General features: G+C 64.8%; 29 protein-coding genes. 9 read left to right on the top strand and 20 right to left on the bottom strand.

All coding sequences use genetic code 11. The annotated features are described in order from the left end of the window. Positions 1-5 precede the first annotated feature (5 nt). The 6 genes from J4P02_RS09000 (at position 6) to J4P02_RS08975 (ending at position 6718) form a co-directional block, all read left to right on the top strand. Positions 6-899: a 2-hydroxy-3-oxopropionate reductase gene (locus J4P02_RS09000; protein WP_426189281.1), complete on the top strand. Its 894-nt coding sequence runs from the start codon at positions 6-8 to the stop codon at positions 897-899. Between the two features lie 143 nt (positions 900-1042). After that, the gene (locus J4P02_RS08995; RefSeq protein WP_426189279.1) at positions 1043-2323 is read left to right on the top strand and encodes a glycerate kinase type-2 family protein; all 1281 of its coding nucleotides are present in this window, start codon (positions 1043-1045) and stop codon (positions 2321-2323) included. Further along, complete coding sequence (gene pyk, locus J4P02_RS08990) at positions 2313-3728, top strand: pyruvate kinase (RefSeq protein ID WP_426189277.1); 1416 nt, start codon at positions 2313-2315, stop codon at positions 3726-3728. The genes J4P02_RS08995 and pyk overlap by 11 nt, the downstream gene beginning before the upstream one ends. Before the next feature lie 140 nt (positions 3729-3868). Next, positions 3869-4780: an urea transporter gene (locus tag J4P02_RS08985; RefSeq protein ID WP_426189275.1), complete on the top strand. Its 912-nt coding sequence runs from the start codon at positions 3869-3871 to the stop codon at positions 4778-4780. A gap of 21 nt (positions 4781-4801) precedes the next feature. Continuing rightward, positions 4802-5626, top strand: coding sequence for an ion transporter (locus J4P02_RS08980; protein WP_426189273.1), 825 nt, complete (start codon positions 4802-4804; stop codon positions 5624-5626). A gap of 90 nt (positions 5627-5716) precedes the next feature. After that, a complete protein-coding gene (locus tag J4P02_RS08975; RefSeq protein WP_426189271.1) occupies positions 5717-6718 on the top strand; it encodes a sulfate ABC transporter substrate-binding protein in 1002 nt (333 codons plus the stop codon). A gap of 63 nt (positions 6719-6781) precedes the next feature. Here J4P02_RS08975 and J4P02_RS08970 read toward each other — a convergent pair whose 3' ends face one another. Together J4P02_RS08970 and J4P02_RS08965 are read right to left on the bottom strand one after the other, a co-directional pair. Further along, positions 6782-7231: a RidA family protein gene (locus J4P02_RS08970; RefSeq protein WP_426189269.1), complete on the bottom strand. Its 450-nt coding sequence runs from the start codon at positions 7229-7231 to the stop codon at positions 6782-6784. A 134-nt stretch (positions 7232-7365) separates the two neighbouring features. Beyond that, positions 7366-7995, bottom strand: a complete 630-nt coding sequence (locus J4P02_RS08965; protein ID WP_426189267.1) for a hypothetical protein — start codon at positions 7993-7995, stop codon at positions 7366-7368. Positions 7996-8233: 238 nt separating this feature from the next. On the opposite strand from J4P02_RS08965, the gene J4P02_RS08960 reads away from it, so the two are divergent. Further along, complete coding sequence (locus J4P02_RS08960) at positions 8234-9439, top strand: MFS transporter (protein WP_426189265.1); 1206 nt, start codon at positions 8234-8236, stop codon at positions 9437-9439. 34 nt (positions 9440-9473) lie between these two features. Here J4P02_RS08960 and J4P02_RS08955 read toward each other — a convergent pair whose 3' ends face one another. The 11 genes from J4P02_RS08955 to ccmA all read right to left on the bottom strand — a co-directional run bounded on the left by J4P02_RS08955 (position 9474) and on the right by ccmA (position 18110). After that, the gene (locus tag J4P02_RS08955; RefSeq protein ID WP_426189263.1) at positions 9474-10616 is read right to left on the bottom strand and encodes a hypothetical protein; all 1143 of its coding nucleotides are present in this window, start codon (positions 10614-10616) and stop codon (positions 9474-9476) included. Positions 10617-10740: 124 nt separating this feature from the next. Further along, positions 10741-11142, bottom strand: a complete 402-nt coding sequence (locus J4P02_RS08950) for a hypothetical protein (protein WP_426189261.1) — start codon at positions 11140-11142, stop codon at positions 10741-10743. Positions 11143-11156: 14 nt separating this feature from the next. Beyond that, positions 11157-12362 (bottom strand): c-type cytochrome biogenesis protein CcmI, encoded by a 1206-nt coding sequence (ccmI, locus tag J4P02_RS08945; protein ID WP_426189259.1) that lies wholly within the window; start codon positions 12360-12362, stop codon positions 11157-11159. Beyond that, on the bottom strand, positions 12359-12829 hold the full coding sequence (locus tag J4P02_RS08940; RefSeq protein WP_426189257.1) for a cytochrome c-type biogenesis protein: 471 nt from the start codon (positions 12827-12829) through the stop codon (positions 12359-12361). Before J4P02_RS08940 ends, ccmI begins: the two co-directional genes overlap by 4 nt. Then, positions 12826-13362, bottom strand: a complete 537-nt coding sequence (locus J4P02_RS08935) for a DsbE family thiol:disulfide interchange protein (RefSeq protein WP_426189255.1) — start codon at positions 13360-13362, stop codon at positions 12826-12828. Before J4P02_RS08935 ends, J4P02_RS08940 begins: the two co-directional genes overlap by 4 nt. Then, complete coding sequence (locus tag J4P02_RS08930; protein WP_426189253.1) at positions 13359-15347, bottom strand: heme lyase CcmF/NrfE family subunit; 1989 nt, start codon at positions 15345-15347, stop codon at positions 13359-13361. The genes J4P02_RS08935 and J4P02_RS08930 overlap by 4 nt, the downstream gene beginning before the upstream one ends. Positions 15348-15350: 3 nt before the next feature. Further along, positions 15351-15806, bottom strand: coding sequence for a cytochrome c maturation protein CcmE (gene ccmE, locus J4P02_RS08925; protein ID WP_426189251.1), 456 nt, complete (start codon positions 15804-15806; stop codon positions 15351-15353). Beyond that, positions 15803-15979 (bottom strand): heme exporter protein CcmD, encoded by a 177-nt coding sequence (gene ccmD / locus J4P02_RS08920; RefSeq protein WP_011060018.1) that lies wholly within the window; start codon positions 15977-15979, stop codon positions 15803-15805. The genes ccmE and ccmD overlap by 4 nt, the downstream gene beginning before the upstream one ends. After that, complete coding sequence (locus J4P02_RS08915) at positions 15976-16731, bottom strand: heme ABC transporter permease (protein ID WP_426189249.1); 756 nt, start codon at positions 16729-16731, stop codon at positions 15976-15978. The genes ccmD and J4P02_RS08915 overlap by 4 nt, the downstream gene beginning before the upstream one ends. Positions 16732-16809: 78 nt before the next feature. Beyond that, positions 16810-17478, bottom strand: coding sequence for a heme exporter protein CcmB (gene ccmB, locus J4P02_RS08910; RefSeq protein WP_426189247.1), 669 nt, complete (start codon positions 17476-17478; stop codon positions 16810-16812). Then, positions 17475-18110, bottom strand: coding sequence for a cytochrome c biogenesis heme-transporting ATPase CcmA (gene ccmA, locus J4P02_RS08905; protein ID WP_426189245.1), 636 nt, complete (start codon positions 18108-18110; stop codon positions 17475-17477). Before ccmA ends, ccmB begins: the two co-directional genes overlap by 4 nt. A gap of 196 nt (positions 18111-18306) precedes the next feature. Between ccmA and J4P02_RS08900 the strand changes: the two genes are divergently transcribed. Then, complete coding sequence (locus J4P02_RS08900) at positions 18307-19893, top strand: flagellar hook-length control protein FliK (RefSeq protein ID WP_426189243.1); 1587 nt, start codon at positions 18307-18309, stop codon at positions 19891-19893. Further along, positions 19890-20219 (top strand): EscU/YscU/HrcU family type III secretion system export apparatus switch protein, encoded by a 330-nt coding sequence (locus J4P02_RS08895; RefSeq protein ID WP_426189241.1) that lies wholly within the window; start codon positions 19890-19892, stop codon positions 20217-20219. Before J4P02_RS08900 ends, J4P02_RS08895 begins: the two co-directional genes overlap by 4 nt. A 57-nt stretch (positions 20220-20276) precedes the next feature. Here J4P02_RS08895 and J4P02_RS08890 read toward each other — a convergent pair whose 3' ends face one another. The 7 genes from J4P02_RS08890 to J4P02_RS08860 all read right to left on the bottom strand — a co-directional run bounded on the left by J4P02_RS08890 (position 20277) and on the right by J4P02_RS08860 (position 25795). Continuing rightward, positions 20277-20669 carry a DUF2802 domain-containing protein gene (locus J4P02_RS08890; protein ID WP_426189239.1) on the bottom strand — a complete coding sequence of 131 codons (393 nt, stop codon included), beginning with the start codon at positions 20667-20669 and terminating at the stop codon, positions 20277-20279. After that, a complete protein-coding gene (locus J4P02_RS08885) occupies positions 20670-21152 on the bottom strand; it encodes a chemotaxis protein CheW (protein ID WP_011060011.1) in 483 nt (160 codons plus the stop codon). A 79-nt stretch (positions 21153-21231) separates the two neighbouring features. Further along, complete coding sequence (locus J4P02_RS08880) at positions 21232-22125, bottom strand: CheW domain-containing protein (RefSeq protein ID WP_426189236.1); 894 nt, start codon at positions 22123-22125, stop codon at positions 21232-21234. 84 nt (positions 22126-22209) lie between these two features. After that, positions 22210-22998 (bottom strand): ParA family protein, encoded by a 789-nt coding sequence (locus J4P02_RS08875; RefSeq protein ID WP_426189234.1) that lies wholly within the window; start codon positions 22996-22998, stop codon positions 22210-22212. Between the two features lie 50 nt (positions 22999-23048). Beyond that, positions 23049-23933 carry a flagellar motor protein MotD gene (motD, locus tag J4P02_RS08870; protein ID WP_426189232.1) on the bottom strand — a complete coding sequence of 295 codons (885 nt, stop codon included), beginning with the start codon at positions 23931-23933 and terminating at the stop codon, positions 23049-23051. Positions 23934-23936: 3 nt separating this feature from the next. Continuing rightward, a complete protein-coding gene (locus J4P02_RS08865) occupies positions 23937-24677 on the bottom strand; it encodes a flagellar motor protein (protein WP_426189230.1) in 741 nt (246 codons plus the stop codon). Then, positions 24677-25795 carry a protein-glutamate methylesterase/protein-glutamine glutaminase gene (locus J4P02_RS08860; RefSeq protein WP_426189228.1) on the bottom strand — a complete coding sequence of 373 codons (1119 nt, stop codon included), beginning with the start codon at positions 25793-25795 and terminating at the stop codon, positions 24677-24679. Before J4P02_RS08860 ends, J4P02_RS08865 begins: the two co-directional genes overlap by 1 nt. Between the last annotated feature and the right edge of the window lie 20 nt (positions 25796-25815).

Raw genomic sequence — 25815 nt, 5'->3', positions numbered from 1 at the left:
TTATCATGGCTAAAATCGGATTTATCGGCACCGGCATCATGGGCCTGCCCATGGCAGCAAACCTGCAGAAGGCCGGTCACCAGCTGTTTCTCTCCGAGCACTACGGCAAGGCCCCGGCCGAGCTGATCAGCGCCGGCGCCGTGGCCCTGGCCTCGCCCAAGGACGTGGCCCAGGAAGCCGAATTCGTCATCATCATGGTCCCCGACACCCCGCAGGTCGAAGACGTACTGCTGCGTGCCGACGGCATTGCCGCCGGGATCGGCAAGGGCAAGATCGTCATCGACATGAGCTCGATCTCGCCCACCGCGACCAAGGCCTTCGCCGCCAAGATCAACGAGAAAGGCGCGCAGTACCTGGACGCCCCGGTGTCCGGTGGCGAAGTCGGGGCCAAGGCCGCCACCCTCAGCATCATGGTCGGCGGCGACGCCCAGGCCTTCGAGCGCGCCCTGCCGCTGTTCCAGAGCATGGGCAAGAACATCACCCTGGTGGGTGGCAACGGTGACGGCCAGACCGCCAAGGTGGCCAACCAGATCATCGTCGCCCTGAATATCCAGGCCGTGGGCGAAGCCCTGCTGTTCGCGGCGAAGAACGGCGCCGACCCGGCCAAGGTTCGCGAAGCGCTGATGGGCGGCTTTGCCTCGTCGAAGATCCTCGAAGTGCACGCCGAACGCATGATCAAGGGCACCTTCGACCCGGGCTTCCGCATCAACCTGCACCAGAAGGACCTGAACCTGGCCCTGCAAGGCGCCAAGGAGCTGGGCATCAACCTGCCCAACACCTCCAACGCCCAGCAAGTGTTCAGCACCTGCGTCGCCCTGGGCGGCGGCAACTGGGACCACTCGGCACTGATCAAGGGCCTGGAACACATGGCCAACTTCTCGATCCGCGACAAGCAGTAAGCCTCTTTGTAGCCGCTGCCGATGGCTGCGCAATGCACCGCAGGAAACGCCTCACGGCGGGCCATGGATAGGCCCTGCGGGCCTTCGGCAGTGGCTACACCCCCGCTTCAAGCCCCCAATAACAAGAACTCCGGGAGTCCGCCATGTCGGTCGATCCGCAACAATTCCTCCGTGAGCTGTTCGCCACAGCCATCGATGCCGCCCATCCGCAACAGGTGCTCGAGGCTCATCTGCCCAGCGACCGCAGCGGCCGGGTGATCGTCATCGGCGCCGGCAAGGCTGCCGCGGCCATGGCCCAGGTGGTGGAGCGCCACTGGCAGGGCGAAGTCTCAGGGCTGGTGGTCACCCGCTACGGCCACGGCGCGCCCTGCACCAAGATCGAAGTGGTGGAAGCCGCCCACCCGGTGCCCGATGCCGCCGGCCTGGCCGTGGCCCAGCGCGTGCTGGCGCTGGTCAGCGACCTGAGCGAACAGGACCGGGTGATCTTCCTCCTCTCCGGCGGCGGTTCGGCGCTATTGGCCCTGCCCGCCGCGGGCATCACCCTGGCCGACAAGCAGGCGATCAACAAGGCGCTGCTGAAATCCGGCGCCACCATCGGCGAGATGAACTGCGTGCGCAAGCACCTCTCGGCGATCAAGGGCGGACGCCTGGCCAAGGCCTGCTGGCCGGCCACGGTCTACACCTACGCAATTTCCGATGTCCCTGGCGACCTGGCCACGGTCATCGCCTCCGGCCCCACGGTGGCCGACCCCAGCACCTCGGCCGAAGCCCTGGCGATCCTCAAGCGCTACGCCATTGAAGTGCCGGCGGCGGTGCGCAACTGGTTGCAGAGCCCCGCGTCGGAAACCGTCAAGCCCGGCGACCCGTGCCTGGAACGCAGCCACTTCCAGTTGATCGCCCGGCCCCAGCAATCCCTCGAAGCCGCCGCGGTGAAAGCCCGTCGGGCCGGCTTCAGCCCGCTGATCCTCGGCGACCTGGAGGGCGAATCCCGCGAGGTGGCCAAGGTCCACGCCGGCATCGCCCGCCAGGTGGCCCTGCATGGCCAGCCCCTGGCGGCGCCCTGCGTGATTCTGTCCGGTGGTGAAACCACGGTGACGGTGCGCGGCAACGGCCGTGGCGGACGCAACGCCGAATTCCTCCTGAGCCTCACCGACAGCCTCAAGGGCCACCCGGGCATCTACGCCCTGGCCGGTGATACCGACGGCATCGACGGCTCCGAGGACAACGCCGGGGCAATCATGACCCCGGACAGCTACGCCCGCGCCGCGGCCCTGGGCCTCTGCGCCAGCGATGAGCTGGACAACAACAACGGCTACGGCTACTTCGCCGCCCTGGGCGACCTGATTGTCACCGAGCCGACCCGCACCAACGTCAACGACTTCCGCGCCATCCTGATTCTCGAGAGCCCCAAACATGACGCCTGACAAGAAGGTCAAGATCCTTGCCACCCTGGGCCCGGCCACTGACGGCATCGAGGACATCCGTGAACTGGTGCAAGCCGGAGTGAACATCTTCCGCCTCAACTTCAGCCACGGCAGCCACGCCGATCATGCCCAGCGCTATGAATGGATCCGCCAGCTCGAACGTGAGCTGAACCATCCCCTGGGCATCCTCATGGACCTGCAGGGGCCGAAGCTGCGGGTCGGCACCTTCGCCGACGGCAAGGTCCAGCTGGTGCGTGGCCAGGCCCTGCGCCTGGACCTCGACCCAAGCCCGGGCAACGCCCAGCGGGTCAACCTGCCACACCCGGAAATCATCGCCGCCCTGGAACCCGGCATGGACCTGCTGCTGGACGACGGCAAGCTGCGCCTGCGGGTCATTGCCAAGCAGGACGACGCCATCGACACCACGGTGCTCAATGGCGGCGAGCTCTCCGACCGCAAGGGGGTCAACGTGCCCCAGGCGGTGCTCGACCTCAGCCCGCTGACCGCCAAGGACCGCCGCGACCTGAGCTTCGGCCTGGAACTGGGGGTGGACTGGGTGGCGCTGTCCTTCGTGCAGCGCCCGGAAGACATCCGCGAGGCCCGCGCGCTGATCGGCGACCGGGCCTACCTGATGGCCAAGATCGAGAAGCCTTCGGCCGTCACACAACTGCGGCAAATCGCCGAGCTGAGCGACGCGATCATGGTGGCCCGGGGTGACCTGGGGGTGGAGGTGCCGGCGGAAAGCGTGCCGCAGATCCAGAAAAACATCATCGGCACCTGCCGCCAGCTGGGCAAGCCGGTGGTGGTGGCCACGCAAATGCTCGAATCGATGCGTTTTTCCCCGGCCCCCACCCGCGCCGAGGTCACCGACGTGGCCAATGCCGTGGCCGAGGGCGCCGACGCGGTCATGCTGTCGGCGGAAACCGCGTCCGGCGAATACCCGCTGGAGGCGGTGCAGATGATGAGCAAGATCATCCGCCAGGTGGAAAGCGGCCCGGACTACCAAACCCAGCTGGATGTCAGCCGCCCCCAGGCCGAAGCCACGGTGTCGGACGCCATCAGCTGCGCGATCCGCCGGGTGTGCAGCATCCTGCCGGTGGCGGTGCTGGTGAACTACAGCGAATCCGGGGCCTCGACCCTGCGCGCCGCCCGCGAGCGACCTGCGGTGCCGATCCTCAACCTGACGCCAAACCTGGCCACCGCGCGCCGCCTGAGCCTGGCCTGGGGCGTGCATTCGGTGGTCAACGACCGTTTGCGCCAGGTCGACGAGGTTTGCTCCACGGCCCTGGAAATTGCCCAGGCCCAGGGCCTGGCCAAGCGCGGCGATACCGTGGTGATCACCACTGGCGTGCCCTTTGGCCAGCCGGGGACGACTAACTCCCTGCGTGTCGAAACCCTTCTCTAGACCTGTAGCCGTTGCCGCAGGCGACGAACCGCGCGAGCCCGGAGCAGCAATACGCCGGGCCGCGCAACGATCCCAAGACCCTTCAGAGGTCACCGATCATTCGCCGCCAGCAGCACCGGCCGCAACCAATGACGTCTGCCATGCCTGCCCAATCCTTCAATGCCTTCTGCCCTGACTGGGCCACTGCCCTGCTCAACGGCTTCAGCCAGATCTTCCTCCAGCGCCACCCGCTGTGCGGCCTGCTGTGCCTGCTGGCGATCCTGATCTGCGCGCCCACGCTGCTTGGCGGTGCCCTGCTCGGTGCCCTGGCCGGATTGCTCACCGCGCAACGGCGCGGCTATGCCAAGGCCGATCGCCAGGCCGGGCTGTTCAGCTACAACGGCGTACTGCTGGGCCTGCTGCTGAGCCTGTACCTGCCCTGGTCGGTGCTGTTGGCGCCGCTGATCATCGCCGCTGGCGGCCTCAGCGCGATCATCACCCAGCAATGGCTCAAGCGTGCCCGCCACCCCACCAGCCTGCCGGCCTATACCGCACCTTTCGTCGGCCTTGGCTGGTTGCTGCTGAGCCTGCTGCAACCGCTGCCGGCGGCGCCGCCAACACTTGCAGAGCTATCGCCCTGGAGTGTTCTGGGCAGCCTGTTCCAGGGCCTGGGGCAGATCATGTTCCTCGCCTCGCCCCTGGCCGGGCTGTTAATTGCCTTCGGCTTGCTGCTGGCCAATCGCCGCGCAGCGGCCTGGGCCCTGCTCGGCTCAACCTGCGGGCTGCTGCTGGCGCTGCTGCAAGGGGAACCCGGCCAGGCCCTGCTGGGGCTCGCCGGCTATAACAGTGCCCTGGCGGCCCTGGCACTGGGGCAGCAAGCCCGCGGCCCGTGGCGGCCATTGCTGGGCATCGGCCTGGCACTGCTGATCACCCCCGGGCTGCTTGCCCTGGGCCTGGCACCGCTGACCGCGCCCTTTGTCCTGGCCTGCTGGCTGGTGCACGCCGGCGACCGGGTCCTGGCCCGCCACCGCGCACCTTGCGCTCCCCCGGCCACACCCCCTAGGCTTCGCTGATCTTTGATCCAGGCGATTTCCATGGGTAACAGCGACAACTGGCGGCAACGCCTCTACGTGATGATCTTCCAGACCGATACCGTGGCTGGAAGACGCTTCGACAGCACCTTGCTGCTGATCATCCTCGCCAGCCTGGTGATAGTGATCCTCGACAGCATCGACGAGGTGCACCGCAACTACGCGAATGTGCTGGCCTATATCGAATGGGGCTTCACCCTGATCTTCGCCCTGGAGTACGGCCTGCGCCTGTACTGCTCGCCCAAGCCGCTGCGCTATGCCTTCAGCTTCTATGGCCTGGTGGATTTGCTGGCGATTGTCCCCGGCATCCTCGCCCTCTACTACAGCGACGCCCAGTACCTGCTGATCATCCGCATCATCCGCATGCTACGGATCTTCCGCGTGCTCAAGCTGGCGCCCTACCTCAAGCAGGCCCACTACCTGCTGGATGCGCTGCGCGGCAGCAAGCAGAAGATCCTGGTGTTCCTGCTCTGCGTCTGCACCCTGGTCACGGTGTTCGGCACCCTGATGTACGTGGTCGAAGGCCCGGAGCATGGCTTCACCAGCATTCCCAAGAGCATCTACTGGGCCATCGTCACCCTGACCACCGTGGGTTATGGCGACATAGTGCCCAAGACCGTGATCGGCCAGATGATCTCGTCCATGGTAATGATCACCGGTTACTCGATCATCGCCGTGCCCACCGGGATCTTCACCGCGGAACTGGCCAGCGCCATGCGCGGCGAACAGCTCAAGCACGACTGCCCGGTGTGCCGCAAGAACAGCCATGAACCGGCCGCCGCGTTCTGCTCCCGTTGTGGTAATGCGCTGTTCAAGAAAATGGAATAAGCAAAGTACTTTTTAATCTTTAAAGAGATATATCGCCCCGGCTATAGTCGGCGGCAAATTGCCTTCACTCTCGAACAAAAGGAATGTGCAGTGAAAAAACTCTTCAGCGCCTCGCTTCTGGCCGCCGGCCTGGCCCTGGGCAGCGTTGCCCAGGCCGCACCGACCCTGCTCAACGTGTCCTACGACGTGATGCGCGATTTCTACAAGGACTACAACGCCGCCTTCCAGAAACACTGGAAAGCCGAGCACAACGAAAACATCACCCTGCAGATGTCCTTCGGCGGTTCCAGCAAACAGGCGCGCTCGGTGATCGATGGCCTGCCGGCGGACGTCATCACCATGAACATGGCCACCGACATCAACGCCCTGGCCGACAACGGCAAGCTGGTGCCGGACAACTGGGTCACCCGCCTGCCGAACAACAGCGCACCCTTCACCTCGGCCACGGTGTTTATCGTGCGCAAGGGCAACCCCAAGGCCCTGAAAGACTGGCCGGACCTGCTCAAGGATGGCGTGCAAGTGATTGTGCCCAACCCCAAGACCTCGGGTAACGGCCGCTACACCTACCTTTCGGCCTGGGGTTATGTGCTGAAGAACGGTGGCGACGAGAACAAGGCCAAGGACTTCGTCGGCAAGCTGTTCAAGCAGGCACCGGTGCTGGATACCGGCGGCCGCGCCGCCACCACCACCTTCATGACCAACCAGATCGGCGACGTACTGGTGACCTTCGAGAACGAAGCGGAAATGATCGCCCGGGAATTTGGCCGCGATCAGTTCGAGGTGATCTACCCAAGCGTGTCCGCCGAAGCCGAGCCACCGGTATCGGTGGTGGACAAGGTGGTAGAGAAGAAAGGCACTCGCGCCGCCGCCGAGGAATACCTGAAATACCTGTGGTCGCCGGAAGGCCAGGAAATCGCCGCCAACAACTACCTGCGCCCACGGGACCCGCAAGTGCTGGCCAAGTACACCGACCGCTTCCCGAAAGTCGACTTCCTCTCAGTGGAGAAAACCTTCGGCGACTGGCGCAGCGTGCAGAAGACTCACTTCAACGACGGCGGGATCTTCGACCAGATCTACACCAACGCCAAGTAAGCGGATACCGCACATGAAAAAGCGACCTTCAAGGTCGCTTTTTTCATCCTGCGATCAAGGCCCTCACAGCGCTCGCGCCGGGCTGAACAAGGCCGTTTCCACCGCCTGCTGGCGCTCCTCTAGCACCGCTTCGGCCTCGACCTCGATCAGCCATTCAGGCAGCGACAGGCCACTGACGATGATCCAGGAAGACGCCGGCGGCTGGCTGGCAAAACGCTCCAGCAGCACCGCGCTGATGTGCTCCTGCTGCTCCCGCGCCGCTTCGGCGATATAGATGCGCAGCATCACCACATCCGCCAGCTGGCCACCGGCCTCGGCCAGCACCTTCTCGATATTGTCGAATGCCTGCTCGGTCTGCGCTCGCAGGCCCGGCCCGACCGTGCGCTCCTGTGCATCCACCCCCACCTGCCCGGACAGCAGCAGGCGCCGGCCGCCACGCACTTCCACCGCCTGGCTGAAGCCGTACTGCAGTGAATTGAACACACTGGCCGGATTGAACGTTGACTTTTCCATAAGGCGCTCCCGCCGCGTTGAACGACCGCAAACCCTAAACCAAGGCCCGGTCGAGTGCCACTGCCGGGGCGTCGCTGCAACATTTGGCAATGCAAGGCTCGGCCAACGCCACCAGAGGCGGCTGCACGGCGCCTTTACATGGGCGGGGCGACCCCATCCTTGCCGGCGGAAATCGATTGCGCGGTGAGTTTGCCGTCGGCGCTCTGGGTGACGAACATCACCACCTTGACCCCGGGCTTGAGCAGGCTACGATCCCCCGGCGCGAGGTTGACGATGGGTACGTCATCCGGCACCAGGATCTTCTGCTGCCCGCCCTTGTAGTTGACGGTCAGGGTGCGGCCGTTGCTCACCACCAGGTCGCCAACGCTGCCATTGGTCATGCTGCTGCCCTTGACCAGGTCGAAGGGCCGATGCCCCTCGCCGGTGCCGACCATCTGCGGCGGGAACACATGCACCTCCAGGGCCTTGAGACTGCCGTCGGCCATGGGCATGGCCGCCGTGCCGATGTAGCTGCCGGGCTTGATGTCCTCGATATTGGCCAGGGTCACGGCGCGCACCTGGGTCTGGGGCGTGAGCTCGACACTGACCGTCTCGCCAGTGCTGGCATGCACCTTGAGCAGGTCGCCGCCGACGCCGGTGATTTCTCCACGTACCCCGATACGCATGCCCGGGGCCTCCTGGGCCAGGGCCCCGACACAGCCCAGGGCCAGCGCCAGGGCAATGGCTGGAAGGCGGTACAACAGACCCTGCAACGATCGATTCATCAGGTGGCTCCTCGACAGGAAGGCCAGCGACGGAGCCGGGAAACCGGCACCTGGGCCCGGAAGAACATAAGCAAGCTATCGAACAAGATGTAAGTAAATGTATCATCAGCCCTCGGTCGCGGCACCTTCCCAATGCACCGGGACGCCTTGAAACACCACTGCACCGCCCAGCGACCTGCAGTTCCGCCCCTGCGCCAGCACCCAGCCTGCGCCCCCCTTTACCGCCATGAGAGCCAAGATGTCCTCGATTCCCCAGGCGCTGCCCGCCGCCAGCCTGAGCATGACCCGCGGCATGGTGCTGCTGTTCGCCTTTTGCTGCGGGGCCATAGTCGCCAATATCTACTACGCGCAACCCATCATCGAGCTGATCGCCCCGGACCTCGGCCTGTCCAGCTCCCTGGCCAGCCTGATCGTTTCCCTGACCCAGATCGGCTACGCACTGGGGCTGCTGTTCCTGGTGCCCCTGGGCGACCTGCTGGAAAACCGTCGGCTGATGATCTGCACCACCCTGCTGGCCATCTTCAGCCTGCTGGCCGCGGCCTGCACCCAGCAGCCCAATGCCTTTCTGCTGGTATCGCTGCTGATCGGTTTCAGTTCGGTGTCGGTGCAGATCCTGATTCCCCTGGCGGCGCACCTGGCCCCCGAGGCCTCTCGCGGTCGGGTGGTGGGCGGGATCATGGGCGGGTTGCTGCTGGGGATTCTACTGGCACGCCCGGTGTCGAGCCTGGTGGCCGACCACTTCGGTTGGCGCGCCATGTTCGTGATGGCCGCGGCGCTGATGGCCGCCATCAGCCTGGTGCTGCTGCTGACCATACCCAAGCGCCAGCCGGCCCACAGTGCCAGCTACGGGCAGTTGCTGGGTTCCCTGGGCAGCCTGCTGCGCCAGCAACCCGTGCTGCGGCAACGGGCCTTCTACCAGGCCTGCCTGTTCGCCACCTTCAGCCTGTTCTGGACCGCGGCGCCCCTGGAACTGGCACGCCAGCATGGCCTGTCGCAAAGCCAGATCGCGATATTCGCCCTGGTGGGAGCCATCGGCGCCATCGCCGCGCCCATCAGCGGTCGCCTGGCGGATGCCGGCCATACCCGCATCGCCTCGTTGCTGGCCATGCTGCTGGCGGCCCTGAGCTTTGTGCCGAGCCTGGTGCATCCCGCCTACAGCGTGATCGGCATGGCCGTGACCGGGGTGGTCCTGGATTTCTGCGTGCAGATGAACATGGTGCTCGGACAACGGGCGGTGTATGCCCTGGACGCCCACAGCCGCGGACGCCTCAATGCCCTGTACATGACCAGCATCTTTATCGGCGGCGCCTGTGGCTCGTCGATTGCCAGCCTGGTCTACGAACGGGGCGGCTGGCCGGGGGTGGTCTGGGTCGGCAGCGCCCTGCCGCTGCTGGCGCTGCTGCGTTTCCTCTGGGTGCGAGACAAGCCCCACCCCCGTAACTGAGACCACGCCTACCCGGCTAATGGTCGCGGGCGCCTCAGATGCGCTCGCGCACCAGCACCTCGATCTTCGCCGCCTCGCCCCAGCGCCGCACGCGCTCGATCAGCCCGGCATCGGTTTCACCCACCAGGTAGAGGATATCGATGGTCTGGGTGGCGGCCCACTCGACAAAACCACTGCTGTCGAAGTCGGCCAGGGTCGCCATCTGGAATTCGTTCTCGTAGAAGCCCGGCGTCACCGCCACCGGGGTGTCCTGCGGGCTGGGCGGGGCAATGAACGGACAGGCCAGGTGCACCACTCCCCATTGCGCCACACGCCAGTTCCTCAGGGCTTCATCGAACCGGGCGCGGGCGCCGCGGACAAAACCAAGGCCATCGAGCACCACCCGACGATTGACGATCAGCCACAGCTTGCGCCGCCGTGGCGCCTTGAGCAGCACCTCGCCGGTGACCTTGGCGGCGCGCAAGGCCAGGGCGACCACCAGCAGCAATGGCGCGAAATAGCTGTAGAGCTTTTCGGCCCGGCTGGCGTTGGTCAGGCCATGCAAGCGCTGCACATCGGCCTGCAACCTGGGGCGTTCGGCAAAATCCTCACTCAGGCGCTGCAGCCATTGGCTGACCAGTGGCGAGGAATACTCACCCCGCAGATCCCCCAGGGCCTGCTCCACCTGGATCACTGCCAGCGGCGACAGGCGCCCGTCGGCCATGCGCGGCAGGTTGGCGAAACGCTCGCACAGGCTCGTAACCTGGGCCGCGTCCTGGGGCTCGTAGCGCTCGGTAGCCGCCTTGCAGTGCTCCGCGGCCAGCATGTCATCGAGATCCGCCAGGGTCCGGCGCTGCAGCCCCGCCTCGGCACTCTGCGCCTGGCGATAGTCGAACTGGAACCAGTCCACCCGCACCACCTGGGTGGCGCCAACCAGGGCCAGGGAAGCCAGGGCCAGCCAAACATAGTCGACCTTCTTCCAGCCCACCTCGCCGAGTCGGAACACCGAGATCAGGCTCCAGCAGCAGAAGTAGTAGAAGAAGGCAAAGACCACCAGCAGCGACAGCGGCTGCACCGACAGGTAGATCAACTCCGGCACTTCGGCCGGCCCCAGGCCATACACCAGCAACAGCACACAGAGCACCAGCAGCCAGAACAGCATCGGCACGAAATAGGGTTTGTTCAGGTCTTTCTTCATCGGGCGCTCTAGGGCTGCTACTGGGGAACACCCCGCTGTATCGGCCAGGTGCTGCGCGGCTTAAATAATGCCCCTCGGCGCAGGCCCGGGCCTGCACCGCCGTGCTGCTGCCAGGGGGCGCGAATTACTGGAACTGACGCCCAAGGCCTGCGGGCACACCGTGGATGTCGGTGTCTTCCCAAGGGCCGTCGGGGCTGATGGAGCGGCTCCAGCCGTTGTTCCAGCGGTAATAGGTGCGCTGGCGGTAGAAGGTGTTGCTCTGGTTATCCAGCACATAGACCCCCAGCCGTGCATCCCAGTGGCTGTGACCACCCGGTGGCGGGGCAAAGCTGGCGGAAGTGCGAGGCAGCGGCTTGGCCGCTGGAATCGTGGTGGCTGGCTTGCCCGGAGCCTGGGAGGGAACCGGGCGAGTGGTAGGTAGCGAAGGTGGAATCGGCTCGGAGGAAGTCGGTGCCGGCCGCTGGACCGTACAAGCGCTCACCCCCAGGACCAGTGATAACAGGGTGATACGAGCGATGGCGGTCATGGCGGCTTCTCTGGTTATTTATCCGGGCTGTCGATGGTCAGCTGTTGCGCGGCGCTGGTGCTGCTGGCCAGGGGCTGGCTGTGCCCGACCCACTCACCGGCCGTTGGCTGACCGGCGCGGGAAATCCGCGCCACCAGTTGGACTTCGGGAAAGTTCGACAGTTTCAACTGCGGCACCATCGCATCGGCATCGCCCAGCTCGACGGTCGCCGGCAAGTCGGCCACGGTCAGGCGCTTGGCCGCCAGCGGCGCGGGCGGGCCCTGGGTGGCGCGGGCGAAGATAAACACGCTGTCGCCCGGCTGGACCTTGGCCTTGAGCTCCGCAGCCAGGTCGACCCGCACCTTGAGCAATGCACCCTTGGCCTTGGCGGCCGGTTCGCTGGCGACCTTGCCACCCGCCGCCACCAGCTTCTCGCTGGCGCGGTCGATACCGCCTTGCAGCGCGGCACGGGAATTGTCGTCCGGCGGCAGCTGCGCCTGCAGGCGCTTCCAGTAATCGATGGCCTCCTGGAAACGCTCGCCTTCGAACGCCGCGATGCCCAGCAAGCCCAGGCTGGTGACTTCATTGGGATCGGCTTTCAGGGCTTCGTCGGTCAGGCCCTGGACCTTCTGTGACCATTGCTTGTTGTCGGCAAAGTACTGCGCCTGGGCCCACTGCCCAAGCAGCTCGGGCTGACGCCCGGCCACGGCTACGGTGCGCTCGAAGATCTTCGCCGCGTCCGCCGGACGATCCTGGGCCATGTAGGTGCGACCGAGGAAGTACAGGCCCTCGGCTGAATCCGGCTGGGCCGCCACCGCACGCTCCAGGCGCCGGGTCATTTCTTCCATGGACTGCGGCGCCTGGGCGAACTCCCGGGTCAGCTCGACCTTGTCACTGGCACCGAAATGCAGGTACAGGCCCAGGCCCAGCACCGGCACCAGTAGCGCCGCCAGCAGCGGCAGCGGCTTGCCCAGGCGCGAGCTGCGCGCTGCCTCGCCACCCTCGGTGTCCGCCAGCAGTTCACGGGCCGCTTCGGCGCGGCCGCTGTCGAGCTGCTCGGCACTGAGCACGCCCTCTTCCTGCTGGCCGCGCAACTCGGCCACGCGTTCTTCATAAAGCGCCACGTTGAGCGCGGTGCGGTCCTCTTCACGCTGGGCACGCCGCTCGCGCAGCACCGGGATCAACAGGAAACTCAGGGCGATCAGGAGCAGCAAGCCTGCCGCAAGCCAGAAATCAATCATGGGTGGTTTTTATCCAGCAGTTGGTCGAGGCGCTGACGCTCTTCGATGGAAAGCGTGTTCGGGCTGTCGCTGCGCTGGGCGCGGCGACGCCGGACAATCACGGCGATGGTCACCAGGCCGCCCAGCAACAGCCCGGCGGGGCCGAACCAGAGCAAGGCGGTCTTGCCGGTCAGGGCCGGCCTGTAGCGCACGAAGTCACCGTAGCGGTCGACCATGAAGTCGATGATCTGCTGATTGTCCTTGCCCTCGCCGAGCATGCGGAAAATCTCTTTGCGCAGGTCCGCGGCAATCGGTGCGTTGGAATCGGCGATGTCCTGGTTCTGGCACTTGGGGCAGCGCAGTTCCTTGGTCAGTTCGTGGAACCTTTCGCGCTCCGCATCGTTCGCGAACTGATAGGTGTCGATGGCGGCATGGGCCACACCGGTAAGAGCAAGGCCGAACACCGCGGCGATCAACCAGCGCTTCATGGCTTGGCCTCGTCTACCAGGGCCTGGTACTTGGCGGCCAGTTGCTCGCGCCACACCACCTCGTCGATCACCCCGACGTACTTGTCGCGGATGATGCCCTTGGCATCGATAAAGAAGGTTTCCGGGGCGCCATAGACGCCGAGGTTCAGGCCCAGGGAGCCCTCCTCGTCGCGGATATTCAGCTGATAGGGGTTGTGGAATTCCGCCAGCCATTTGCGCGCATCTTCGTTGACGTCCTTGTAGTTGATGCCATAGATCACCACGCCCTTCTCAGCCAGCTTGTTCAGCACCGGGTGCTCGACACGGCAGGAAATGCACCAGGTGCCCCAGACGTTGACCAGCGCCGGCTTGCCGAGGAGGTCGGCGCGGGTCAGCAGGCTCTTGCCTTCGACCGCCGCCAGGGAAAACTCCGGAAACGGCTTGCCGATCATCGCCGACGGCAGCTCGGCCGGGTCCAGGTACAACCCGCGGTAGAGGAACACCGCCACCACCAGGAACACCGCCAGGGGCAGCATCATTATCCAGCGTCTCATGCGGTCGCTCCTGTCATGCCCAGTGCTTCGCGCACGCGGCTTTTAACCTTGACCCGATAACGTCGGTCCAGCGCCGCCAGCAAGCCACCAAAGCCGGTGAGCAGGCCGCCGAACCAGATCCAGCGCACGAACGGCTTGACGTGTACCCGTACCGCCCAGGCGCCATCACCCAGGGGTTCGCCAAGGGCGACATAGAGGTCACGGGTGAAACCGGCGTCGATCCCGGCTTCGGTCATCATCGAGCTCTGCACCGTGTACAGGCGTTTTTCCGGGTGCAGCACGGCCACTTCCTTGCCATTGCGCACAACGCGCACGGTGCCTTTGTCGGAGGTGAAGTTCGGCCCCTCGAAATGCTTGGCGCCTTCAAAGATGAAGTGATAGCCGGCCAGCTCCATGGACTCGCCCGGTTCCAGGCGCAGGTCGCGCTCGGCGCTGTTCTGGCTCGACAGCACCACGCCCAGGGCGCAGACCGCGATGCCCAGGTGCGCCAGGTGCATGCCCCAGTAGCTGCGGGTCAGGCTCGGCAGGCCCTTGAGCAGGCCTTTGTGGCGAGTCTTGTCGAAAATGTCGCGAACCCCGGCCAGCAGCACCCAGGCCGAAAGCAGGAAGGTCGCCAGCACCGCCCAGTTGAAGTCGCCATAGGCAATCCCGGCTACCACCGCCAGGGCCACGCTGCCCAGCAGCACTGGCGCCAGCATGCCCAGCAGCCATTTCACCGGGGTGTCTTTCCAGCGCACCAGCACCCCCACCGCCAGCACCACCATCAGCAGCGCCATCAGCGGAATGAACAGGGCGTTGAAGTACGGCGGGCCCACCGACAGCTTGGCCCCGGACAGGGCATCGAGCACCAGCGGATAGAGGGTGCCTAGGAGAATCATCGACGCCGCCACCACCAGCACCAGGTTGTTGGCCAGCAGCAGGGTTTCCCGTGACCACAGGCTGAAGCCAACCTGGCTCTTGACCACCGGCGCGCGCAGGGCGAACAGGGTCAGCGAGCCCCCCACCACGAACAGCAGGAAGATCAGGATGAACACCCCGCGCTCGGGGTCGGCGGCAAAGGCGTGCACCGAGGTCAGCACCCCGGAGCGCACCAGGAAGGTACCCAGCAGGCTCAGGGAGAACGCGGCGATGGCCAGCAGCACGGTCCAGCTCTTGAACACGCCGCGCTTTTCCGTGACTGCCAGGGAGTGGATCAGCGCCGTGCCCACCAACCAGGGCATGAAGGAGGCGTTTTCCACCGGGTCCCAGAACCACCAGCCGCCCCAGCCCAGTTCGTAGTAGGCCCACCAGGAGCCCAGGGTGATGCCGATGCCCAGGAAAGCCCAGGCGACTATGGTCCAGGGCCGCGACCAGCGGGCCCAGGCGGCGTCCAGGCGACCGCCCAGCAACGCGGCGATGGCGAAGGCGAAGGCCACCGAGAAGCCCACGTAGCCCATGTAGAGCATCGGCGGGTGGACGATCAGGCCGATGTCCTGCAGCAGTGGGTTGAGGTCACGGCCGTCGGTCGGCATCTGCGGCAGGATGCGCGCGAAGGGGTTGGAGGTGACGATCAGGAACAGCAGGAAGCCGGTGCTGATCATGCCCATCACCGCCAGCACTCGGGCCAGCATCACTTGCGGCAGCTGACGCGAGAACACCGACACGGCGAAGGTCCAGCCGCCGAGGATCAGCGCCCAGAGCAGCAACGAGCCTTCGTGGGCACCCCACACCGCACTGAACTTGTAGTACCAGGGCAAGGCGCTGTTGGAGTTGTGGGCCACGTAGGCCACCGAGAAATCATCGGTCATGAAGGCGTAGGTCAGGCAACCGAAGGCGAACGCCATAAAGGCGAACTGGCCCCAGGCCGCCGGCTGCGCCAGGCTCATCCACAGCCGGTCGCCACGCCAGGCACCGAGCAGCGGTACCACCGCCTGGACCAGGGAAAAACACAGGGCAATGATCATCGCCAAGTGGCCGAGTTCGGGAACGAAGAGTGCGGCATTCATGGCTTAGCCCTCCTTGGCCGGGGTTGGCGCCATCTGGCCGCTGTCTTTGAGGGCCTTGGTGACTTCCGGCGGCATGTATTTCTCGTCGTGCTTGGCCAGCACTTCATCGGCCACCACCACACCATCGGCGTTGATCTTGCCCAGGGCGACGATGCCCTGCCCTTCACGGAACAGATCCGGGAGGATGCCGCGGTAGGTGATGGTTACCGACTTGTTGAAGTCGGTGACCACGAACTTCACATCCAGGGAATCGGCGGAACGCTGCAGGGAACCGGCCTGCACCATGCCGCCGGCGCGGATCCGCGTATCCAGCGGCGCCTCGCCATTGGCGATCTGGGTCGGGGTGTAGAACAGGTTGATGTTTTCCTTGAGCGCGCTGAGGGCCAGGCCGACGGCGATACCGACGCCGACGAGGATCGCCAGGATGATCAAAAGACGCTTTTTACGCAGCGGATTCACTTACCGTTCTCCCGGCGCAGACGACGCGCCTCCTGTTGCAGATAACGCTTGCGGGCCAGGATCGGCGCCACCAGCTCACGGGCCAGGACCACCAGGCAAATGCCATAGGCCGACCAGACGTAGAGGCCGTGATGGCCCATGGCGAGAAAATCGCTGAAGGATGCAAAGCTCATCGGGCGGCCTCCAGGCTGCGTTGGACTTCGGCCTTGACCCAGCTGGTGCGGGCTTCGCGCTTGAGCACCTCAAGGCGCATGCGCAGCAACAGCAGCACGCCGAAGAAACAATAGAAACCTGCCGCCGTGAGCAACAACGGCAACCACATTTCCACCGGCATGGCGGGTTTTTCGGTCAGGGTGAAGGTCGCGCCCTGGTGCAGGGTATTCCACCACTCCACCGAGTACTTGATGATCGGAATATTCACCACGCCGACAATCGCCAGCACCGCGCAGGCCTTGGCGGCGCTGTCACGATTGCTGATGGCGGCATTCAGCGCAATAAGACCTGCGTACAGGAACAGCAGGATCAGCATCGACGTCAGTCGGGCATCCCAGACCCACCAGGAACCCCAGGTCGGCTTGCCCCAGATGGCCCCGGTGACCAGGGCCAGGAAGGTGATCGAATGCCCGATGGGCGCTGCGCATTGCAGGGCGACATCGGCCAGTTTCATTTTCCACACCAGCCCGACCACACCGCACACCGCCAGCATCACGTAGCAGGACTGGGCCAGCATCGCCATCGGCACATGGATATAGATGATGCGAAAGCTGTTGCCTTGCTGGTAATCCGGTGGCGCGAAGGCCAGGCCCCAGACCACGCCGATACCGATCAGCAACACGGCGGCGACGCTCAGCCAGGGCAACATCTTGCCGCTGATGCCGTAAAACCATTTAGGCGAGCCGAGCTTATGAAACCAGGTCCAGTTCATTCGTTGTTTCCATCACGGTTGCTCTTCGCTTTCACGAACAGCCAGGGTCTTTACTGGTTGAAAAACAACCAGACCTCATTATTCGCCGACGCTGATCTTCAGGCCAGCGGCTATTGCAAAGGGTGTCAAAGTCACTGCCAGGGCGGTCAGGCTCCCAAGCCACAGCAGGTAACCCGTCGCCGGCATGCCCTGCAATGCTGCCTGCAAGGCGCCACTGCCGAGGATCAGTACCGGGATATACAAAGGCAGGATCAACAACGCCAGCAGCAAGCCGCCGCGCTTCAAACCCACAGTCAATGCCGCGCCGACCGCGCCCAACAGGCTCAGCACCGGGGTGCCCAGCAGTAACGACAGCAGCAGCACCGGCAGGCAGGCCGAAGGCAAGCCGAGCATCATGGCCAGCAAGGGGGCAAGCAATACCAGTGCCAGGCCGGAAAAGGCCCAGTGTGCCAGTACCTTGGCCAAAACCAGAAGAGGCAGGGGGTGCGACGAAAGGACCCACTGTTCAAGGGATCCGTCCTCGAAATCACTGCGAAAAAGCCCGTCCAGCGAGAGCAGGACGGACAATAGCGCCGCGACCCAGACCAACCCCGGAGACAAGGTTTGCAACAGATTTGTCTCAGGTCCCACTGCCAACGGGAACAGTGCAACCACTATGGCGAAAAACACCAAAGGGTTGGCCAGTTCCGCCGGGCGGCGGAACAGTAGGCGAGCTTCGCGGGCCAGCAACTGGGCAAAGACACTCATGCGGCCCACCGTCCCAGGTCCAGATCGCGGTACCCCCCGGGCATGCGGCTCAGGCTGTGGTGCGTGGTCAACACCACCATGCCGCCGTTCTCGCAGTGATTGGCCAGGTGTTCTTCGAGCTGGGCCACGCCCTGCTTGTCGAGGGCAGTGAAGGGTTCATCGAGGATCCACAGTGGCGGGCCGTCCAGATACAGCCGGGCCAGGGCCACGCGACGCTGCTGGCCGGCGGACAGGGTATGGCAGGCCACGTCTTCGAAACCGCGCAGGCCGACGGCGGCCAGGGCCTGCCAGATCGCTTCGCGGCTGGCCGGCTGATGCAGGGCGCAGAGCCAGCTGAGGTTTTCCTCGGGAGTCAGCACATCCTTGATCCCGGCGGCGTGGCCGACCCACAACAGATTGCGGGCCAGCTCGACGCGCTGGGCGTTCAAGGGCTGGCCATTGAGCAGCACCTGGCCGCTGGTGGGTTGCATCAGGCCGGCGAGCAAACGCAGCAGGCTGGTCTTGCCGCTGCCGTTGGGGCCGCTGATCTGCAACATTTCTCCACCTGCCAGACGCAACTCGAGGTGTTCAAAGAGCATTCGCCAGTCACGCTCACAGGCGAGTGCAACGGCTTCGAGAAGGGGGCTGGTCAAGGGATAGCGGGCCTTTACGGGTTCAAGTCGGCAATGCTGCGGCCGTTAAAGAGATGCAGGATAAATGCATTGGCGGCCTGTTCTAGAGAGCTGCGTCAAACATTTGCAATGTTTTCACCACTCCCCCAAAGACGGGCGGCATTATACATGCGAAGCCCTACTCCGATTAGGGCTAATTTCCACAGGTTGTTTCCGAATGACAGGCGAAATGAACATCCTCCCGCTGCCCCAGGTGCCCGCCCCCGGCATGCCGCGCCCGCAGGTGATCAGCGGTGAGCTGCTCAAGCTGATACAGCCCCTGGAAGGCCTGATCGCCCCGGGCCAGAGCGCCGAAGCCCAGGTGCTGTCATTGAAGCAGACCGACCAGAGCTTCCAGCTGCTGCTCAAGCTGACCCTGGACAACGGCCGGCAAACCACCTTGCAGGCCAACAGCAATCTACCCCTGCCCCAGGGCACCAGCCTGACGGTTACCCAGCCTTCTCCGGGCAACCTGGCGATCACCGTGCAGCAGGCCATTGCCGCCAGCGTCGCTACCCTGACCCGCCTCGATACCCAGCAAATGCCGGCCGGCACCCTGCTCCAGGGCAAGGTCCTGACCACTCAGGCCCTGCCCCAGGGCAGCAACCAGCCACCCCTCTACCGCTCCCTGGTGAGCCTGCTCAACACCGCCCAGGCCGGCGCCACCCTGAGCATCGACAGCCCCCAACCCTTGCGCATTGGCAGCCTGCTCAGCGCCCAGGTCACGGACGCCCAGACCCTGAATTTCGTCCCCCTGAGCAACCGTCAGGATCAATTGGCCGTTGCCGCCCAGTTGCTCAGCCAGCAAAGCCGCCAGGGCTCGCTGAGCGGGCTGATCAACCTGCTGCAGAACCTGCCCACCGACAGCTCGTCATCGCCAAGCGTCTCCGCCGACCTGCGCGCGGCGGTCGAGCGCCTGCTGGCTGGCCTGCCCGACTCGCAGCAACTGAGCAGCCCACGGGGCGTGGCCCAGGCCCTGCTGGGCAGCGGTGTGTTCCTCGAGGCCAAGCTGCTGGCCGGAGCCAACCCGGGGCAGGCACCGGACCTGAAGGGCGACCTGCTGCGCCTGATCGCCCAGCTGACCCCTGCCCTGCCCGCCTCCAGCAGCTTCAACGCGATCATCGCCGCCAATACCCTGGCGCAGTCGCTGCCCAGCTTCGTGCGCAGCGCCCTGGGCACCCTGGGCCAGGTCAGCAGCAAGACCCCGCCCGGCGGCTTCCCGCTGCCTGAGCGCTTGCTGCAAAGCCTGGAAGGTGAAGGCGACCTGCAACTGCTGCTGCGCCTGGCCGCCGCCGCGGTGTCACGCTTGCAGAGCCATCAGCTGGCAAGCCTGGAGCAAAGCGGCGAGACCGATGACGGCCGGCAACTGACCACCTGGCAACTGGAAATCCCCATGCGCAACCTGCAGGACATAGTGCCCTTGCAGGTCAAGCTGCAACGGGAAGAGCCAGCGGAACCGGAACCGCAGCAAAAACGCGAGGAACGCGAGGCCAAGCAACCATTGTGGCGCCTCGACCTGGCCTTCGACCTCGAGCCCCTGGGGCCCTTGCAGGTTCAGGCGCAGTTGACCCAGGGTCGGCTGTCGAGCCAGCTCTGGGCCGAGCGTCCCTATACCGCGAGCCTGATTGAAAGCCAGCTGGGCCAGCTGCGGGAACGCCTGCTGGCCGCCGGCCTGGACGTCGGCGACCTGGACTGCCACCAGGGCACCCCGCCGCGGGGCCCGCAAACCCGATTGGAACAACGCTGGGTCGACGAAACCGCATGAAGCACACAGCCCCTCCCCGCCAGGCCATCGCCCTTAAGTACGACGGCCAGCAAGCCCCGACCCTCACCGCCAAGGGCGACGACGAGCTGGCACAAGCCATTCTCGAGATTGCCCGCGAGCATGAAGTGCCGATCTATGAAAATGCCGAGTTGGTGAAGCTGCTGGCGCGCCTGGAACTGGGCGAAAGCATTCCACCGGAGCTGTACCTGACCATCGCCGAGATCATCGCCTTTGCCTGGAACCTCAAGGGCAAGTTCCCGGCCGGGCACGAACCGCAGCAGTTGGAAATAGAGAAGGACATCACGGGGAGCAGCTACAAGCTTTAAGCCGCAAGCTGCAAGCGGGAAACTTGGAGCTTGCAACTTGTCGCTTGCCGCTGGGGTTCAGCTTCTGTGGAGCTTGCTGACGAGCTCGGCCTCGGCCTGGGTCAGGCCGCAGGACTGAGTCAGTTCGTCGATGCTGGCGCCCATGCCCACCAGGCGCGCGGCCTGGGCGAAGGACAGGGTCGAGGGGTCACGCTGTTCCAGTTGTGCCAACTTGTCCGGCAAGGGCCCCACCACCGAGCGCAGCTCGTGCAGGTCCTCGCCCATGCGCACCGTACCGTTCTGGTAATGGTCGACGCGCTTGGCCAGTTCCTTGATCCGCTGGTCGCGCACGGCATCACCCTCCGCCTGCTGCGCAGCGATCTGGCGCTGGTTGCGGGCAAAGGACAGGAACAGCGCCAAAGTGGCGACCCAGAGGATCGCCAGGACAATCACCGCTACCTCGAGGATCAATCAGATACTCTCCAGTTCCGACCATTCCTCTTCGCTCATCATCTTGTCCAGCTCCACCAGAATCAGCAGTTCGCCGTTCTTGTTGCAGACGCCCTGGATGAACTTGGCCGACTCTTCGTTGCCGACGTTCGGCGCGGTCTCGACTTCCGACTGACGCAGGTAAACCACTTCGGCCACGCTATCGACCATGATCCCGACCACTTGCTTGTCGGCTTCGATGATGACGATGCGGGTGTTGTCGTTGACTTCGGTGGGCACCAGGCCGAAACGCTGGCGGGTGTCGATCACCGTGACCACGTTGCCGCGCAGGTTGATGATGCCCAGCACGTAGCTTGGAGCACCCGGAACCGGGGCGATCTCGGTGTAGCGCAGGACTTCCTGGACGCGCATCACGTTGATGCCATAGGACTCGTTATCCAGCTTGAAGGTGACCCATTGCAGGATCGGATCCTCGGAACCCTGTGCAGACGACGACTTATTCATACCCTGACCCCTCAAAAAACCGTTGAAAACGGCGTGTGTTCTGTGTGGCCGCACCCACGGGGCACGACCTGTTGTTGGTTTACTTCGGCTTGTGGGCCGCTTGACTGATGGCCAGCTGCTTGGCGCCGCCGGTGGCGATCAACTCGGCCAGTTCGGCAACATCGAGCAAGGCGCACATGTGTTCTATTACCGTGCCGGCCAGCCACGGGCGTTGGCCGCGATGGCTGCGCCATTTGATTTCATTGGGGTCCAGGCGCAGCGAACGGCTGACCTGGTGCACCGCCAGCCCCCACTCGTAACCCTGGACCGAAATCACGTATTGCAGTCCCTGGCGGAAATCGTCCCGATAGCGGTCCGGCATCACCCAGCGGGCGGTGTCCAGCACCTTCAGGTTGCCGGCCTGGCTCGGCAGGATGCCGAGGAACCATTCCGGCTGCCCGAACAATGGCGTCAGCTCATGCCCCGCCAGAGGATAGATCGAACCCAGGCACACCAGCGGCACCGCCAGGGTCAGGCCGGCCACATCGAACAACAGGCATTCGAAGGGCTCGGCCGCCCAGCTGGGGCGGTCGCTGCCGGCAGCCGGAGGGGGAGTGTTGCTGGGCGGCAGGTGCACTTCCACCAGGGGCGGCACCAGCGCCTGGAGCATCGGCACCACCGGCGAGAGGGTACTGGGCAGCGGTTCCGCCACTTCCAGCACCGGTGCTGGCCGCGGTGCCTGGGGCGCCGGCGCGGCAACCCGGGCGGCTGGCGCCTGCTGCGATTGTGCGTCTCGCGCCTGCTCTTCGAGCACGGCGGCCTGGAATTCGTCCAGCACCTCGCTGGAAGCCTGGGCGATCACCGGCTCCGCTGGCGCGACGACCGGGACGGGCTCCGGCTGCAGCTCGTCTTCGGTGGCGTCCTGCAACAAAGCGTCCAGGTACGACTGCAACGCCAGTTGCGGCCGAGTCTTTATATCCAGAGGACGGTTCATGAGGATGCCCACGCAAAAACCCCGACACAGTGACCTGTAGGGGTTATCGGCCGGGCCGCAGGGCGACTTGAATAGCGCTTCACGTCAGGCCACCTGCGCCACGAGCTGCTGAGCCAGCAGGTGCTTGAGCAGGGCCTTGTAGGCCAGTACGCCACGGCTCTTGCCGTCGAACTGGGAAGGCGTGACCCCGGCGCGACTGGCATCGCGCAGGCGGGTATCCACCGGGATATAGCCCTGCCAGATCTCTTCGGGGAACTTGTCCCGCAGAATCCGCAGGGTGCCCAGGGAGGCCTGGGTACGGCGATCGAACAGGGTTGGAACAATGGTGAACGGCAGCGGCTGCTTGCGCGAGCGGTTGACCATGGCCAGGGTGTTGACCATGCGCTCCAGGCCCTTGACCGCCAGGTGTTCGGTCTGCACCGGGATCACCAACTGCTGGCTGGCCGCCAGGGCATTGACCATCAGCACCCCAAGCAAGGGTGGGCTGTCGATCACCGCGTAGTCGAAATCCTGCCACAGCTGCGCCAGGCTCTTGGCGATCACCAGGCCCAGGCCGCTCTGACCCGGCGACTGGCGCTCGAGGGTGGCCAGGGCGGTACTCGACGGCAGCAGGGAAATACGTTCATGGCTGGTGCCCAGCAGCAACTGGCCCGGCAAGTCCTCGGGCACGCTGCCCTTGTGCAGGAACAGGTCGTAGCTGCTGTGTTCCAGGCTGTCCGGGTCATAGCCGAAATAGCTGGTCATGGAGCCGTGGGGGTCGAGGTCGACCACGACCACGCGCTTGCCCGCCTCGGCCAGCAAGCCGGCTAAAGCGATGGAACTGGTGGTTTTACCGACACCACCCTTTTGATTGGCAACAGCCCAGACTCTCATTCGGTTGGTTCCTCCCGCCCGGCCACAGCAGGGCGAGACATAGCGCTAAGTTATAAAACAGGTGACGGAGAATTGACGGCGCTTCCCTGTACCGGCGTTTTCACCGGGGTTGGTGCAGTTTGTGTGCCAGCCCGCTTGAGTGCCGCATCCGGTGTCGCATTGGCGGTGCCGGTGCCGGTCAGGCTGCGGCGCACATCCAGGTTGCGCGACACCACCAGCACCACCCGGCGATTGCGTGCCCGGCCTTCGGCGGTGGCGTTGTTGGCCACCGGCTGGAACTCGCCATAACCCACCGAGGCCATGCGTGCCGGATTCACCCCCTGCATCGCCAGCATGCGCACGATACTCGCCGAGCGGGCCGAGGACAGCTCCCAGTTGGTCGGGTACTGCGCAGTCTGGATCGGCTGGTTGTCGGTGAAACCCTCGACATGGATCGGGTTGTCGAACGGCCTGAGGATCTTCGCCACCTTGTCGATGATGGTGAACGCCTGGTCGCTGGGCATGGCATCGCCACTGCCGAACAACAGGCTGGAGTTGAGTTCGATCTCCACCCACAGCTCATTGCCGCGCACGGTCATCTGGTTGGAGCTGATCAGGTCGCCAAAGGCCGCGCTGATATCGTCGGCGATGCTTTTCAGCGGGTCGCTGCCACCGGAGATGCCGGCGTCGGTCTGCTCACTGTCCTTGACCAGCGGCTTGGCCGGGGTCACGGTCTTGGGCCGCTCATCACCGATGGGGATGGGCTTGAGGCTACGATCGGAGTCGGTGAAGACCCCGATCAAGGCTTCGGAGATGACCTTGTACTTGCCCTCGTTGATCGAGGAAATCGAGTACATGACCACAAAAAACGCAAACAGCAGGGTGATGAAGTCGGCGTAGGAAACCAACCAGCGTTCGTGGTTGACGTGTTCTTCAGGTTGGCGACGACGGGCCATAAGTCAGTCCATGAAGCCTTGCAGCTTCAACTCGATGGAGCGGGGGTTCTCGCCTTCGGCAATCGACAGGATGCCTTCGAGCAACATCTCCCGATAGCGCGACTGGCGCAGAGCGATGGATTTGAGCTTGGCGGCGATCGGCAGCAGCACCAGGTTGGCACTGGCCACCCCGTAGATGGTGGCGACGAAGGCCACGGCGATACCGCTACCCAGTTGCGAGGGATCGGCCAGGTTGCCCATGACGTGGATCAGGCCCATGACCGCACCGATGATGCCGATGGTCGGCGCATAGCCGCCCATGCTTTCGAACACCTTGGCGGCCTCGATATCACGGCTTTCCTGGGTGTAGAAATCCACTTCGAGGATGCTGCGGATGGCTTCCGGCTCGGCGCCGTCCACCAGCAGTTGCAGGCCCTTGCGCGAATAGCTGTCCGGCTCGGCATCGGCCACGCCTTCCAGGCCCAGCAGGCCTTCCTTGCGCGCGGTCAGGCTCCAGTTGACCACCCGATCGACACCGCCGGCCAGGTCGACCCGCGGCGGAAACAGGATCCAGCCGAGAATCTGCATGGCGCGCTTGAAGGCACTCAGCGGCGACTGCAGCAAGGCCGCGCCAATGGTGCCACCGAGCACGATCAGCGCCGCCGGGCCGTTGGCCAGGGCCGACAGGTGCCCGCCTTCAAGGAAGTTGCCGCCGATGATGGCGACAAACGCCATGATGATGCCGATAAGGCTCAGTACATCCATCAGAGACAGGCCTCGACCAGATGCCGGCCAATGTCGTCCAGGCTGTACACCGCATCCGCCAGGTTGGCCTTGACGATGGCCATGGGCATGCCATAGATCACGCAGCTGGCCTCATCCTGGGCCCACACCGCGCTGCCGCCCTGCTTGAGCAGACGCGCGCCTTCGCGGCCGTCGGCGCCCATGCCGGTGAGCACCACTGCCAGGACTTTGTCGCTGTAGGACTTGGCCGCGGAACCAAAGGTGATGTCCACGCACGGCTTGTAGTTCAGACGCTCATCGCCTGGCAGGATCTTCACCGCGCCACGACCGTCGATCATCATCTGCTTGCCGCCAGGGGCCAGCAGCGCCAGGCCCGGACGCAGGATGTCGCCATCCTCGGCCTCCTTGACACTTATGCGGCAGAGCTTGTCCAGACGCTCGGCAAAGGCCTTGGTGAAGGCCGCCGGCATATGCTGGATCAGCACGATGGGCGCCGGGAAGTTGGCCGGCAGCTGGGTCAGTACCCGCTGCAGGGCTACCGGGCCACCGGTGGAGGTACCGATAGCCACCAGCTTGTAGGCCTTGCGCTTGGGCGCTGGCGAGTTCGAACTGGGGGCCGCTGCCGCAGCACGGGCCGGAGCGGGTGCCACGGCCGGACGGCTGGCGGCAAAACTCGAGGCAGCCGGAGCCGGCGCCGGGGCCGCCGCTGGCTGTGGCGCACTGTAGCTGCTGAAACGGCGATTACTGCGCGAGATGCTGTGAACCTTCTCGCACAGCATCTGCTTGACCTTCTCGGGATTGCGCGAGATGTCTTCGAAATTCTTCGGCAAGAAATCCACGGCCCCGGCATCCAGCGCGTCGAGGGTCACTCGGGCGCCTTCATGGGTCAGGGACGAGAACATCAGCACCGGCGTCGGGCAGCGCTGCATGATGTGCCGCACTGCGGTGATGCCATCCATCATCGGCATCTCGTAGTCCATGGTGATCACATCCGGCTTGAGCGCCAGGGCCTGATCGATCGCCTCTTTACCGTTGGTCGCCGTACCGACGACCTGGATGGTCGAATCCGCTGAAAGAATTTCCGAGACGCGGCGGCGGAAGAACCCCGAATCGTCCACCACCAGGACTTTGACTGCCATAAACACTCCGTTAGGCGGGG

The organism is Pseudomonas sp. NFXW11, assembly GCF_049887815.1.
GTDB lineage: Bacteria > Pseudomonadota > Gammaproteobacteria > Pseudomonadales > Pseudomonadaceae > Aquipseudomonas.
This window is presented reverse-complemented; position numbering and strand designations above follow the sequence as displayed.